At 70.0% G+C, this 14,112-nt stretch carries 9 protein-coding genes; 5 read left to right on the top strand and 4 right to left on the bottom strand.

What is annotated here, in order from left to right; genetic code table 11:
- Positions 1–35 precede the first annotated feature (35 nt).
- The 4 genes from NNJEOMEG_RS11695 (at position 36) to NNJEOMEG_RS11680 (ending at position 5,547) form a co-directional block, all read left to right on the top strand.
- Positions 36–785, top strand: a complete 750-nt coding sequence (locus tag NNJEOMEG_RS11695; protein ID WP_308464637.1) for a DUF3431 domain-containing protein — start codon at positions 36–38, stop codon at positions 783–785.
- Positions 782–2,848 carry an NAD-dependent DNA ligase LigA gene (gene ligA, locus NNJEOMEG_RS11690; protein ID WP_173084625.1) on the top strand — a complete coding sequence of 689 codons (2,067 nt, stop codon included), beginning with the start codon at positions 782–784 and terminating at the stop codon, positions 2,846–2,848. The genes NNJEOMEG_RS11695 and ligA overlap by 4 nt, the downstream gene beginning before the upstream one ends.
- A 255-nt stretch (positions 2,849–3,103) precedes the next feature.
- Positions 3,104–3,892: a 4-hydroxy-tetrahydrodipicolinate reductase gene (gene dapB, locus NNJEOMEG_RS11685; RefSeq protein ID WP_173084623.1), complete on the top strand. Its 789-nt coding sequence runs from the start codon at positions 3,104–3,106 to the stop codon at positions 3,890–3,892.
- Positions 3,889–5,547, top strand: coding sequence for an NAD+ synthase (locus NNJEOMEG_RS11680; RefSeq protein ID WP_173084621.1), 1,659 nt, complete (start codon positions 3,889–3,891; stop codon positions 5,545–5,547). Before dapB ends, NNJEOMEG_RS11680 begins: the two co-directional genes overlap by 4 nt.
- A gap of 113 nt (positions 5,548–5,660) precedes the next feature.
- On the opposite strand, the gene NNJEOMEG_RS11675 is transcribed toward NNJEOMEG_RS11680, so the two are convergent.
- The 3 genes from NNJEOMEG_RS11675 to NNJEOMEG_RS11665 form a co-directional block, all read right to left on the bottom strand.
- On the bottom strand, positions 5,661–7,556 hold the full coding sequence (locus NNJEOMEG_RS11675) for a hypothetical protein (protein ID WP_173084619.1): 1,896 nt from the start codon (positions 7,554–7,556) through the stop codon (positions 5,661–5,663).
- 63 nt (positions 7,557–7,619) lie between these two features.
- Positions 7,620–9,914: a hybrid sensor histidine kinase/response regulator gene (locus NNJEOMEG_RS11670; RefSeq protein WP_173084616.1), complete on the bottom strand. Its 2,295-nt coding sequence runs from the start codon at positions 9,912–9,914 to the stop codon at positions 7,620–7,622.
- A 40-nt stretch (positions 9,915–9,954) separates the two neighbouring features.
- Positions 9,955–11,385 carry an RtcB family protein gene (locus tag NNJEOMEG_RS11665; RefSeq protein WP_173084614.1) on the bottom strand — a complete coding sequence of 477 codons (1,431 nt, stop codon included), beginning with the start codon at positions 11,383–11,385 and terminating at the stop codon, positions 9,955–9,957.
- A 79-nt stretch (positions 11,386–11,464) separates the two neighbouring features.
- Here NNJEOMEG_RS11665 and NNJEOMEG_RS11660 point away from each other — a divergent pair, with 79 nt between their 5' ends.
- Complete coding sequence (locus NNJEOMEG_RS11660; protein ID WP_173084612.1) at positions 11,465–12,427, top strand: hypothetical protein; 963 nt, start codon at positions 11,465–11,467, stop codon at positions 12,425–12,427.
- A gap of 12 nt (positions 12,428–12,439) precedes the next feature.
- Here NNJEOMEG_RS11660 and NNJEOMEG_RS11655 read toward each other — a convergent pair whose 3' ends face one another.
- Positions 12,440–14,047 carry an SGNH/GDSL hydrolase family protein gene (locus NNJEOMEG_RS11655; RefSeq protein ID WP_173084610.1) on the bottom strand — a complete coding sequence of 536 codons (1,608 nt, stop codon included), beginning with the start codon at positions 14,045–14,047 and terminating at the stop codon, positions 12,440–12,442.
- Positions 14,048–14,112: the final 65 nt, after the last annotated feature.

Here is a 14,112-nt window from a genome sequence, read left to right as displayed (position 1 = left end):
ACGCCGCGCGCGGACCGGCCCAGCAGGTGTACCCCATGGAACCGATCCTCAACAAGCCGGAGGGCCAGATGCGCGGGCCGGGCCAGCGGGAGCATGCGCTGGAGCCGCCTTCGGTGGAGCTGGTGATCGCGCGCTACCGCGAGGACGTCTCCTGGCTGGCGGACATGGGTCTGCCCGCCACGGTCTACGACAAGTCCGGCGACCCGACGCCCCCGGAGACTTTCGGCGCGGTCTGGACGCCATTGCCCAACGTGGGCCGGGAGAGCCACACCTACCTGACGCACATCCTGGCCCGCTACCCGGACTTTCCGGACTTCACGGCCTTCCTCCAGGGAGACCCCTTCAAGCACCTGAGCGCGGACGGCGAAGCGGACGCGGCGGCCCTCAAGGCGGCCATCGAACGCAACGTCCGCCTGGGATCGGCCTTCACCGGCTTCGCCTGGTTCAAGCTCAAGTGCGACCGCCTGGGCAGGCCCCACGCCATGGACACTCCCGAGGCCCGCGATCGCTGGAAGGGCCGCTCCCGGGACATCCCCGTGGGTGCTGTGTACGCGGAGCTTTTCGCGGGCGACGTGCCCGAGACGTTTCTAGCGACGGCCCCTGCCGGATTGCTTTTCGTCAGTAAAGAGCGCATCTTGTCGCGCTCAAAACGTTTCTATAAACGTTGCTTGCAACTCATCCTGGACGACCCGGACGACGCCCGCAACACCGGCCACGCCTTCGAGCGGCTCTGGCAGGTGATCTTCAACGCCAAGACCCCCAGCAGACAAGGGATCGACCCATGAACCCCACCGGCCAGACCCCGGCCCAGCGCGTCCAGCAGCTGCGCCACGAACTGGAGCGCCACAACCTCCTCTATTACACCCTGGACGCTCCCGAGATTACCGACGCCCAGTACGACGCCCTGTTCCGCGAGCTGAAGGACCTGGAGGACGCCCATCCCGAACTGGACGACCCCAACTCCCCCACGCGCCGCGTGGGCGGGGCCGTGGCCCAGGCCTTCGCCTCCCGCCCGCACCGCCAGAGGATGTACAGCCTGGACAACGCCCTCACCCCGGAGGAATGGCAGGCCTTCCTGGAGCGCCTGGGCCGCGTGCTGCCCGAGCGCGCGTTCTCCTTCTGGGCCGACCCCAAATTCGACGGTCTGGCCCTGGAGGTCATCTACGAGCACGGCCGCTTCGTCCAGGCCCTCACCCGGGGCGACGGCGAGACGGGCGAGGACGTCACCGACAACATGCGCACCGTGCGCAACCTCCCCCTGGACCTGCGCCGCCACGCGGCCAAGGCCAACCTGCCCGTGCCCGAACTTCTGGAGGTGCGCGGCGAGGTGGTGATCACCAAGGCCGACTTCCACGCCCTCAACCAGACCCAGGACGAGGCCGGGGCCAAGGTGTTCGCCAACCCGCGCAACGCGGCCGCAGGCAGCGTGCGCCAGCTCGATTCGCGCGTGACGGCCTCCCGCCCTCTGCGCTTCTTCGCCTACGGCGCGGGCGAGACCCGCTGGCCCATGGGCGACCCATGGCCCACCCAGCACGCGCTCATGGAGGGCCTGGGCAGGCTGGGCTTCACCGTGGCCCGCGAGGGCAGGGCCGTGGACGCCGCCGGAGTGGAGGCCCTCTACGCCGAACTGGAGCGCACCCGCGACAAGCTGCCGTTCGAGATCGACGGCATGGTGGTCAAGCTCGACCGTCTGGACTGGCAGCGCGAGGCGGGCTTCACGGCGCGCGCACCGCGCTGGGCCGTGGCCTGGAAGTTTCCGCCGCGCCAGGCCGAGACGCTCTTGGAGCGCATCGAGGTCCAGGTGGGCCGCACCGGGGTGCTCACGCCCGTGGCGGTGCTGGCCCCCGTGAGCCTGGCCGGGGTGACCGTCTCGCGCGCCACCCTGCACAACGAGGACGAGATCAAGGCCAAGGACGTGCGCCCCGGCGACACCGTGGTGGTGCAGCGCGCGGGCGACGTGATCCCCGAGGTGGTGCGCAGCGTCCCCGAAAAGCGCCCCGTGGGCCTTGAGCCCTTCGTTTTCCCGGAAGCGTGCCCCTCCTGCGGCTCCCGGGTCACGCGTCTGGCGGACGAGGCGGCCTGGCGCTGCCTCAACGTCTCCTGTCCGGCGGTGCTCAAGGGGGCCATCGTCTTCTTCGTCTCCAAGTCCGGGCTGGACATCGAAGGCGTGGGCAAGCGCTGGATCGAAATCCTCGTGGAGAAGGGGATAGTGAAGTCCCCGGCGGACCTCTTCGCCCTCACCCTGGAGGACCTCCTGCCCCTGGAGCGCATGGGGGAGAAGCTGGCCGCCAACTTCGTGGAGGCCTTCGACAAGGCGCGCCGGAGCGCCACGCTGGCCCGGCTCATCGCGGCCCTGGGAATCCGCCAGGTGGGGGCGCAGACCGCGCGCACCCTGGCCGGGGCCTTCCGGGACCTGGACGCCCTGGCCCGGGCGACGGCCGAGGAGCTGCAGCTCCTGCCCGACATCGGCCCCGAGGTGGCCCAGAGCCTGCGCGCCTTCTTCGACAACCCAGGCAACCGCGAACTCCTGGAGCGCTTCCGGGCCATTGGCCTCTGGCCCTCAAGGCCAGCCGACGCCCCGGCCGCCATGGGACCAAAGCCCCTGGCGGGCAAGCGGTTCCTGTTCACCGGCGGGCTCGCGGGCATGACGCGCTCCCAGGCCGAGGCCCTGGTGGAGGGCCTGGGCGGCACGGCGGCCGGGTCCGTCTCCAAGAAGCTCGACTACCTGGTGGCCGGGCAGGACCCCGGCTCCAAGCTGGATAAAGCCCGGGCTCTTGGTGTACCAGTGCTGGACCAGGAGGGCTTCGAGACCCTGCTGCGCCAGGCCGGGGAGGCCCCGGAGGCCTGAGCCCGCGCCCCACGGCGCGAAGGCCCGGTTTCCCGTGGCGACGAGACCGCAATTTCAAGCGGAGCATGAGGAACTTGCCCAGTCATGGTTTCAGAAGCCTCCGGCGGCCAAAGGGCTCGCGCCCTATGGACTCCCCTTCGGCTTCGCGACGCGAGCGTTCACACCGGGTCTTGTTGCGACAACTTCTGGGCACATGGTTTTCCTGATCCATCACCCGGCCGCCCGCGCGGGGCGGCCGCAACCGAGGGGGACGATATGAGCGTGCGCGACGTGATCATCATGGGGGCCGGCGGCCGCATGGGCCAGACCCTGTGCCAGCTGGCCATGGCCGACCCGGCCTTCCGGCTGGCGGGCGTGGTGGAGCGCCCGGGCAACGAGGCGGCCCTGGACCGCTACCCGGACTGCGTCAAGGGCTCGTCCATGGAGGAGGTTTTCTCCAGGCTCCCCGGCGCCGTAATCGTGGACTTCACGGCCCCGGACTCCAGCGTGCTGGTGTCCGAGACGGCCGCGCGCCTGGGCAATCCCGTGGTCATCGGCACCACGGGCCTCAAGGGCGAGCAGTTGGAGCGCGTCCAGGCCGCCTCCGCCAGGGGGCGCATCTTCTGGTCGCCCAACATGAGCCTGGGCATCAACGCCCTGGCCCAGTTCCTGCCGCTGCTGGTCAAGGCCCTCGGCCCCGCCTACGACATGGAGATCATGGAGATCCACCACAACAAGAAGGCCGACTCGCCCAGCGGCACGGCCATCAAGCTGGGCCAGGTGCTGGCCGGGGCGCGCGGCCAGGAGCTCCAGGACGTGATGAAGTGCGGCCGCGAGGGCATCATCGGGGCGCGCACGCAGGAGGAGCTGGGCGTCATGGCCCTGCGCGGCGGCGACGTGGTGGGCGACCACACCGTCTACTTCTTCGGCCCCGGCGAACGCATCGAGGTGACGCACCGTGCCCACACCCGCGAGAACTTCGCGCGCGGCGCGCTGCGGGCAGCGCTCTGGATCGGCGCGCAGGAGCCGGGCAAGCTCTACTCCATGGCCGACATGCTCGCATGAAGATCGGACTGCTCCAGGTGAACCCCGTGGTGGGCGACCTCACCGGCAACGCTGGAAGGATCGCCCGCGCGGCGCGCAAGGCCCAGGCGGCAGGGGCGGAGCTTTGCATCACGCCGGAGCTGGCCCTCACGGGCTATCCCCCGCGCGACCTGTTGCTCTCGAGCGCCTTCGTGGACAAGGCCCGCGCCGTGCTGGAGGAGCTGGCCCGCTCCCTGGCCGACGGCCCGGCCCTGCTGGCGGGCACGGCGGCGCGCAGTCCCCTGGCCCAGGGCCGCCCCCTGATGAACTGCGCGGCCTTCCTCGCGGGCGGACGCGTGGAGGCGCTGCTGCCCAAGAAGCTCCTGCCCACCTACGACGTCTTCGACGAGGACCGCTACTTCGAGCCGGGCGAGCGCCTGGGCTTCATCGATTTCGCGGGACGCCGACTGGGCGTGACCATCTGCGAGGACATCTGGAACGACAAGGCCTACTGGCGCGACCGGCGCTACCACGAGGACCCCGTGGAGCGTCTGGTCGCGGAGGGCGTCCAGGCCATCCTGAACCTCTCGGCCTCGCCCTTCACCCTGGGCAAGCAGCCCGTGCGCGAGGCCATGCTGGGCGCGGCGGCGCGCAAATACGGCCTTCCGGTGGTCTACTGCAACCAGGCGGGCGGCAACGACGATCTGGTCTTCGACGGCCGCTCCATGGCCCTGGACGCCCGGGGTCGGCTGGCCGCGCGCGCGGCGGCCTTCTCCGAGGACGTGCTCGTGATGGACCTCGAAGATCTGGAACAGGGGCGCGGCGAAGGGCGCATCGCCCCGGACGACTTCTCCGAGGAGTCCGAGGCCTGGCGCGCCCTGGTGCTGGGCGTGCGCGACTACTGCGCCAAGTGCGGCTTCAAGGGCGCGCTCCTGGGCCTCTCGGGGGGCGTGGACTCTGCCCTCACCGCCGCCGTGGCCGCCGAGGCCCTGGGGCCGGAAAACGTGCTGGGCGTGCTCATGCCCAGCCCCTATTCCAGCAGGGGCAGCGTGGAGGATTCCCTGGATCTGGCCCGGCGTCTTGGCGTGAAGACCCTCACCATCCCCATCAGCGACATCATGGAGGCCTTCGAGAGGAGCCTGGCCCCGGCCTTCGCGGGCCTGCCGCCGGACACCACCGAGGAGAACGTCCAATCGCGCATCCGGGGCAACCTGCTCATGGCCATTTCCAACAAGCACAGGTCGCTCCTGCTCACGACGGGCAACAAGAGCGAGCTGGCCGTTGGCTACTGCACCATCTATGGCGACATGTCCGGCGGGCTGGCCGTGGTCTCCGACGTGCCCAAGACCATGGTCTGGCGCATCTGCGAGTGGCTCAACGCGCGCGGCCCGGAGCCGATCCCCCGGGCCATCGTGGAAAAGACGCCCTCTGCGGAGCTGCGCCCGGACCAGACCGACCAGGACAGCCTGCCGCCCTACGACGTGCTGGACGCCATCCTGCGCCTGCGCGTGGAGCGCCACCAGTCCGTGGAGGAGATCGTGGCCGCCGGGTTCGACCCCGAGACCGTGCGCCAGGTCTGCCGCCTGGTGAAGATCGCCGAATTCAAGCGCCGCCAGGCCGCGCCGGGCATCAAGATCACCGACCGGGCCTTCGGCACGGGATGGCGCATGCCCGTGGCCAGCCGCATGGAGTGCTGAGCCCCGCGCGCATCCGGCCGGGGCTGCCGTTCTCCAGCGGGGTGTGGCGCACACGCCGCCTTGTCGGCTCCGCGTCCGCCGGAGCGAAGCCCCCTCGGGCGTAGAGCCCTTTCTCAGCGCGCGGCGGGCGTGAAGACGATGCGGGAGAGCTCTACCGCCTCGCCGGGCTTTTCCACTTCAAAGACGTAGCGCGTCTCGCGCGCGGGGGAGAAGCTCGCCCGGCCGGGGCCGCCGCCCGTCTCAAGTCGTCCGGCGAAGCGGCCGTCCACCAGAACCCGCAACACGCCCGAGGGGCCGCCCGTCCACTCCAGGGTGGCTCGTTCGCCGCCGAGAAGCGTCAGGCCGCCCGCGCCCTGGAGCCGCCACGACCCGCCGCCGTAAGGCTCGAACCCACGAAGCTCCAGGAGCCAGGCCAGGTCCGCCGAGTCGCCCTCCTGGGCGCTTCGTTCCAGCCAGGCCCGCGCCTCGGCGCGTACCGGAGCGGGCAGGGCGCATGGGTCGCGGGTTTCCGTCCCGGTCCCCGGTGCGACCAGGGATGCGGCCCCGGTGGCTCCGGGCGAGGTCTTTCTGTCGATCCGCACCACGCCCAATTTCCCGGCGAGCGGGTCCTCGGCGCGCGACTGCGTCCGCGCAAGCCAGCGCGCCAGCCCCCGGCAGTCGGGCTCCAGCGAGAAGGCGGCGTAGCCCGGCGGCACGGCGGCCGCCAGCCCGTTGACCACCGGCAGCCCAAGGTCCTGGGCCGCCAGCATGGCCGCCACCGTTCGCTCCACGGCGGATGCGCCCGCGATTCCGCTCGTGAACCCGGCAGCGGACGATGATCCGTCCGGCGACGCGGGCGGGGCCATGTCCGGCCCAAAATCCGGACGGGTTTCGGCCACCGCCGAAGCCGCCGCGCCGTCCGTTCCGGCTGCGAAGACCAGCGCCACCGCCGAGCTGTCGGGCGGTCGGACTTCGAAAGCCCCACGTGCCTCGTCCGTCAGGGCGCGCAGATGGTCCAGACGCGCCCCGCCGGGGCCGGTCGCGAGGCTGGCCAGGGCCAGCAGAAAGCCCGCCGTCAGAGCCGCAAGGGATGGCCAACCGGGTCGCCTCCGGGCGAAAAGGGCCGCCAGGGCGTGCGCGCCGGGCAAGGCCAGGGCGCAGGCGGCCAGGGTCGCGAAGGACCACGGCAAGGAGGCGGCGAGGGAGTCCAGGGGCGGGCCGCCGGGGAAGGCCTCCCGGAGGTTGAGGCCCAGGGGGATCATGCAGGCCAGGGCGGCCAGAGCCACGGCCCCCTGGCGCTCGGCCCGGAAGAAGTCCCACGCCGCTCTGCCCCGGCGCGCCATGGCGCGCCGGACGCCCACGGCGGCGAGCCCCAGGCAAAGTGCCGCGCCCAGCTCCGGGCAGGCGTGCCACTGGAGCGCGGCGGCCGCGCATCCCCCGGCCCAGGCCCCCAGGGACCCCGAGCGCGCCCATGTGCGGAACGCCCAGAAGGCCAGGGGCAGGGGGAAGGCGTGAAGGAACGCCGGATACGCCAGGGCGCGGGGTGTCTGGGCCGCCAGGGCGAAGAGGAGCGCGCCGCACGCCGCGACGGCTCCGGTCGGCCCCGTGCCGCCCAGGGAAGCGCCGCGCGCGGTCGATCCGTCCAGCCCCGCCCCGTTCAAGGCCGGTTGGCCCGGGCCCTCTCGGCGCAAGGCCAGCCAGGCGCAGAGGAAATTGAGCGCGAAAAGCCCCGCGAACCACGCCTGGAAGGCCCTTTCGCGCTCCATTCCGGCGAACCGGGCCAGGGCGTAGAGGGGCAGGGTGACGGGGTGCATCTCCTGCAGGGGCTGCACCTGACGCGCGGGAAAGAAGACCGGGAGGACGGTGAACGCCTGCTCGCGGCTCGTCAGCAGTCGAAACCCGTGCTCAAGGCAGTACTGGACGGGTCCTGAGCGTTCGATGGAGGAGGGCAGGCGCTCCAGGCCGGTCCCCAGGGTCCCGGCAGGCCCGAGCCAAAGCCCCAGCAGCAGAAGCGGGCCCGGCAGCAGCAAGGACGGGAGGGACCGCGCCGCGCCGGAAGCGGGAAGGGAGGAGGGGGTCACGCAGGGCCGGTGTCAGCGTGCCATGAACTCGCGCATGGCCTGCATGGTCTCCAGGAGTTCGTCGCCCAGGGCGTCCAGCTCCTGCCCGGCCAGTTCGGAGTCGCCAGCCTTGGCGGCCTTTTCCAGCTCGAAGGCCCTGTCCTTGAGCACTTCCGCGCCCATGGTCGCCGCGCCGCCCTTGAGGGTGTGGGCCATGAAGGCCACCTCGCGCAGGTCGCCGGCGGCCAGGGCGGCGCGCATCTCCTCCACCTTGCCGGGCTGCTGGTCCACGAACACGGCGAAGAGCTTTTTGAGAAAGTCCCGGTTGCCACGGGCCTTCTCCAGGAGCCATGCCTCGTTGAGGAGCTTGGAGCCCGGTGGCGGCGCGCCCGCCTGTTCCCCGCGCCTGCCGGAGAGCACGCGGTGCAGGGCGGCCTGGATTTCCTCCGATCCGACGGGTTTGGAAAGGTAGTCGTCCATGCCGGAATTCAGGAAGCGTTCGCGGTCGCCCTTGAGGGCGTGGGCGGTCATGGCGATGACGGGCAGGTCGCGCGGCACGCCCGGCGCCAGCCCCTCGCGGATGCGGCGGGTGGCCTCCAGGCCGTCCATCTCGGGCATCTGGATGTCCATGAGCACCACGTCCACGGCTGTGGTGCTCAGAGTTTCCAGGGCCAGCGCGCCGTTGGGCACGGCCACCACCTTATGGCCGTCCTGCTCCAGGATTTCGGTGGCGAAGAGCTGGTTGATCAGGTTGTCTTCGGCCAGGAGGATGGTCAGGGGGGCGATCTTGGGTTTTGGCGCGGGCTTGGGCAGGGGGAGGGGGCAGATGTCGTCCACGAGGCGCAGCCTCACCTCGAAACTGAAGACGCTGCCTTTGCCTTCTTCGCTCTCCACGCGGATGGAGCCGCCCATGCGTTCCACCAGGTGCTTGCAGATGGCCAGCCCCAGGCCGGTGCCGTAGTATTTGCGGGTGGAGGAGTTGTCCACCTGGGTGAAGCTCTCGAAGATGGTGTCCAGCTTGGATTTGGCGATGCCCGAGCCGGTGTCGGCCACCTCCATGCTGAGCAGGACCTCGGCAGGGCCGGCGTCGCAGGGGAGACGCAGGCACCCGGCCTTGATGCGGATGTCCCCCTGGGAGGTGAACTTCACGGCATTGCCCACGAGGTTCACGATGATCTGGCGCAGGCGTCCGGAGTCGCCCCGGGCGCGGCGGGGCACGTCTCCCGCGATGGAGTAGCCCAGGTCCAGCCCCTTGTCCTGGGCCAGGGCGGTGAAGATGCGGATGGCGCTGCGGATGGTTGCGTGCAGGTCGAAGACCTGTTCCTCCAATTCCAGCTTCCCCGCCTCGATCTTGGAAAAATCGAGGATGTCGTTGAGGATCTCCATGAGCGAGGCTGCGGACTGGCGCACCATGTCCAGGTGGTAGCGCTGCTTGCGCGTGAGCTCCGAGGCCAGCAGCAGCTCCGTCATGCCCAGGATGCCGTTCATGGGCGTGCGGATCTCGTGGCTCATGTTGGCCAGGAACTGGCTTTTGGCGCGGTTGGCGGACTCGGCGGCCTCTTTCATGGAAGTGAGGTCGCGCTCCAGGCGCTTGCGCGATGAGATGTCGCGCAGGCTGGCCAGGTAGACGAACTCGCCTCCCTCCCAGCGCGACTGCACGGCGCGCATCTCCACGGTCTTGAGTTCGCCGTCGCGGGTGAGCATCTCGATCTCCATGCTCCCGCCCGGGATGAGCGCATGGCCGAAGGGCTCGCCCACCAGCAGGTAGGCGGGCACGCCGAAGAGCTTTTCGGCGCTCGGGTTCACGAAGCGGATGCGACCGCTCAGGTCCACCACCACGATGCCGTCGGCATTGTTGTCGATGACGTTCTGGAAGCGCTTTTCCGAAGCGATGAGCCCCACCTGGGCGGCCTCCAGCTGACGGCAGAGGCGGGCCTTGCCCACGGCGGCCAGGATGGCCTGTTCCAGCAGGGAGTTGTCCAGGCGGGCGCGCGGCAGCACCATGGCCACGTTGTCGGTGAGCGACGGGTGCAGGAATAGCCGCGCCCCGGTGTCGCTGAAGCCCACCACCTGGATGCCGGAGAAGATGGCCGCCAGTTCGCCCGGGTCGGAATCCGAGGGCGGGGGCAGGGGCAGACCGGCCAATACGGCGTCGAAGGAGCCCATGGCCAGGATCTGCCAGGCCTCGGCCACGCTGGCCGCCGTGTGCAGGTCGCCGTCGATACGCGAGAGCCCCAGAAGCCTGTTGGCCAGGGACAGGCGGAAGTCCGCCGAGGCGTCGATGACCAGGAGGCTCAGCCGGGTTTTGGAGAAGTCGTGGTGCAGCATTGAGTGCTTTTCACTAGCAGCTTCGTGAGCATTTGCAACATCAACCCTTGACGCAGGCCAGCGGGGCCAGCCGGGCCACCCGCGCGGCCAGCCCGGCCTGCTCCGCGGCCTCCACCACGGCCTCGATGTCCTTGTAGGCCCCCGGGGCCTCCTCGCCCACGGCCCGAAGCCCCTTGGCCCGCAGCGTCACGCCCCGCCGGGCCAGGCCCTCCATCACGTCGCGGCCTTTGAAGCGTTTGAGCGCCTGGGAGCGGGATAGGGCGCGCCCCGCGCCGTGGCAGGCCGAGCCCAGGGAGCGCTCCAGGGAGAGGTCGGTCCCGCGCAGGAGATAGGAGGCCGCGCCCATGCTGCCGCCAACGGGCATGATCTGGCCCAGGCCCCGGAAGGCGTCGGTCAATCCGGGGTGTGACGGCCCCCAGGCGCGCGTGGCCCCCTTTCGGTGCACGAAGAGCCGCCTGGCGCGGCCTTCAACGTCCAGGCGCTCCTCCCTGCAGGTGTTGTGGGACACGTCGCACACCAGGCGCGGGCGCGCCCCGGGGAAGAATTCCTCCAGGACGCGGCGCACGAGGTGGTCGATCACCTGGCGGTTGGCCAGGGCGCAGTTGACCGCCGCGCGCATGGCCCCCAGGTAGTCCCGGCCCGGCTGCGAGTCGATGGGTGCGCAGGCCAGCTCCGGGTCGGGCAGGCTGAGGCCGTGCCTCTGGGCCTCGCGGCGCATGCGGTCGATGAAATCGGTGGCCACCTGATGCCCCAGCCCGCGCGAGCCGCAGTGCACGCTCACCAGCGTCTGCCCGGGAAAGAGCCCAAGAACGGCGGCCGCACGGGCGTCGAAAAGCTCCTCGATGCGCTGCACCTCCAGGTAGTGGTTGCCCGAGCCCAGGGTGCCCACCTGGGAGCCCAGGCGGGCGCGCGCTCCGGGGGAGACCTTGTCCGGCAGCGCGTCCGGGGCCGTGCCCCTGTCCTCGATGCGCTCCAGGTCGGCCTTCTCGCCGAAACCCCGTTTCACGGCCCAGGCAGCTCCCCCCGTCAGCAGGGCGTCCAGGTCCCTGTCCTTCAGGGCGAGACCGCCGCCCACGCCCACGCCGCAGGGAATCGCGGCGAAGAGGCGGTCGGCCAGGCGCTCCATCACCGGATCCAGGTCCCTGGCGTCCAGGTCCGTGGCCAGGGTGCGCACGCCGCAGGCGATGTCGTAGCCCACGCCCCCTGCGCAGACCACGCCGCCCTGGTCCGGATCGAAGGCGGCCACGCCGCCGATGGGGAAGCCGTAGCCCGAGTGGGCGTCGGGCATCACGTAGCAGGCGCCCACGATGCCCGGGAGACGGGCCACGTTGGCGGCCTGGCGCGCGGCGGCCTCCTCCAGGTCGCGCAGGAGGCGGCGCGAGCCAACGAAAACGGCGGGCACGCCCATGCCGCCGCGGGGCGGCAGCATCCAGCGCCAGGGGTCGAGCTGCGTGAGGGGGGCAAGGTCCATGGGGGCACCCTACACCAGGAGCCTCCTTGACAAAAGCCCGCAGGGCGGCGCATTGCCCCGTGCCGAGGAGACCTTCGCCATGCGCACGCTCTTTGCCGCCCTTCTGACGCTGTTCGTGTCCGCCTGCATGGGTTCAGGCCCGTCTGGCGATCCCCGTGATCCCCTGGCCGGTTCCGGCGGGGCCTACGTGCTCACGCCCGCGCCGGGCTGGAGCGTCACCCAGCGCGGCGAGGGCGGAGTGGCCGCCGTGCTGGCCCACGAGGACGGCGTGAAGACCGCCAAGGGCTACCCCACGCTGGTGGTCAAGGCCGTGCGCACCCCCACGCCCCAGGGCGTGCTGGAGGTGATGGCCCGCGACAGGAACCTGGAGTTCACGGCGCTCTGGCACGTCTCCCCGGAGCGCTACGCCCTGCGCCACCTCCAGCAGGACGACACCGCGCGCACGCTGGTGGCCTGGCTGGTCCCCAAGGACGGGACCGGTCTGGAATACTACCTGTGCGTGCGCCTCACGGGCTTCGGCCGCCTGGAGCTGACGGGCGTGGGTCCTGCTGGATCGCTTCAGAAGTACATCAAGGATTTCAACACCATGTTCGCCGGGCTGGAATTTGCGCCCCAGGCCCGGTTCTCCGCGGCCTCGGCCGGGGACGTGGGCGCGAGCCTTCGGGGGACCTACGCCCAGGCCGTGGGCGCCGAAGACGAAGCACTGGGGCGACTCATGGCCGAGGCGGCCCAGCGCGCGGCCGCGGGCGACGGCCTCTCCGCCCAGGAGCGGACCTTCCTGCGCGAGACCTACGCCCGCGCCTCCGCCAAGGCCAGGGAGGCCGCCCGCGAACTGGAAGGCCTGCTGGCCAGGCCCTTGGGCGAGGAGGGGCTGCGCGGCCTGCCTCTGTTGGCCGACCGCCTGGACGAGTCGGCCACGGCCCTGGAGACCGTGGCCCTGAACATCCGCGACCCTCAGGCCCGCTCCGCCGTGGAAAAAAGCGGGGCGCGCGCCCGGCGTCTGGCCGCCCTGGCCCGCGAGGCCTCGCGGCTGCCGCTTTGAGCGCCTGCGCGCTCAACCTGCGCGGAGCGTCAGCTGCTGGGAAGACGTCGAGCCTTTGGCCTTGTCCACGGCCAGCCCCGTTGACTTGCCGATCACAAAGCGGAGCGTGACCGCGCGGAATGGCTTGTCGGGAAAGAAAAGATCGCAGAGCAAGCGGGTGCCCTGAGGTGTGCTGTTCTCTCTGTCCAGAACCTGGAGCACCTGTCCGTTGTCGAGTTCGACGTAAATGCGAATTCCGCCATTGACGGCTTCGTTGTAGACGATCGGATGCAGTGTCAGCCCCAGATAGGTGGATGGCTCCATACCGGTGACCCGGACAGTCAGCTCACCGGGCACGTCGGCATAGGTGGTGGCCACGGCTGGACCGTCAACAGTGTCCATCCCCTGCCAGTGCAGGGTCTGGGACTGTTGAACCTCCACGCGTTCGCCTCCTGGAGGGGCCTGGTCAGCTTCCAGGCCGTGCGCGCCGAATCGGAAAGCCACGCGCCAAGAGCCCGGAAAGCCTTTCGCCCTGTCGGGCGGGGCGTCGTCCCGGACCGATAACGTTCTGAGAACACTCTCTGCCGTCAGTTTGGCCACCAGCGTATTGCCTTGGGCGTTAGTGTGAAAATCCAGAGGGGAGTTGTAGAGCTTCAGCCGTTCCCGGTGGTGAACTTCCCGGAAAACGAAGAGCAGGTCCAGGGCGTCCACCCCCAGCCCCGGCAGCACGGACTGGAAGTACACGTCCGGACCTGCAAGGGGGGCGGCTAGCTGCGCCTCGTCCGGGATCATCACCAGCACGAAACGCGCTCCGGTTGCTTCCACCGCGCTTTTGAGTTCCAGCAGGTTCGCCAGATACTTGTCCCAGCGGCAAGCCAGTGCACCGTTATTTGCCGCATCAAGCACGCCGCCGCGGACGATCTCCATGATCTCCGGAGACATATCGGAACAATAACGCCCTTCGTACCAGGGATCCGCGCCGGAGGCCCCCCCGCCCGAAGCGGCCGGGGCAATGCTGGCAAGACGATAGGCCAGGCTGGCCGCCAGAGCGAAAAGGCGCGACTCTTTCAGGACGGCCTTGACACGGCTGTAAGGGGCTGACTGAGCCCTGCGCTCGCGCCTGAACGATCTGCCGTTCATGGTCTGGAGATCGTTGTAGTAGAATTGGCAGACCACCACGTCGGGCTTGAGCGCCTGCCCCTTCTGATACCAGTAGTCGAGTTCGTCCACTATATCGAAGAAGGGGATGCCGCTGTTGACAACATCCACCACCTTTCCCGGCATGGCCTTTCGCAGGAATTGTTGCAACAGAAAGGGATACGTCGCCTTGTCGTCCACCCCGACACCGAAGGTGAAGGAGTCGCCCAGGCAGAGCACCCGCACGCCCACCTCGTCGCGGGGGAGGAGGGGTTCCTGGGCGCGCAGCCCCTGCGCGTTTGTGCTGACGCGATAGGGCAGGCCCTTGATGAGGGTGTCCATGACGGAGACGTTGGGCGGCAGATCGCCCGCCAAGTCGGGATGGAACTCGTAATTTACGTATTCCGGCGCGGATGACACGACGTGCAGCACCGCCTCGGCCAGCAGGATCAGGACCCAGGTCGACAAGATCACCAAAGCGACTGTGCGGGCGATGTTATTCATCCGTTCACGGCAAGCCAGGAGATCGCAAGGCTCAAGGAAAGCGTCCCGTCCGCAACGGGAATCCG

The sequence above is a fragment of the Fundidesulfovibrio magnetotacticus genome (assembly GCF_013019105.1).
Lineage (GTDB): Bacteria > Desulfobacterota > Desulfovibrionia > Desulfovibrionales > Desulfovibrionaceae > Fundidesulfovibrio > Fundidesulfovibrio magnetotacticus.
This window is presented reverse-complemented; position numbering and strand designations above follow the sequence as displayed.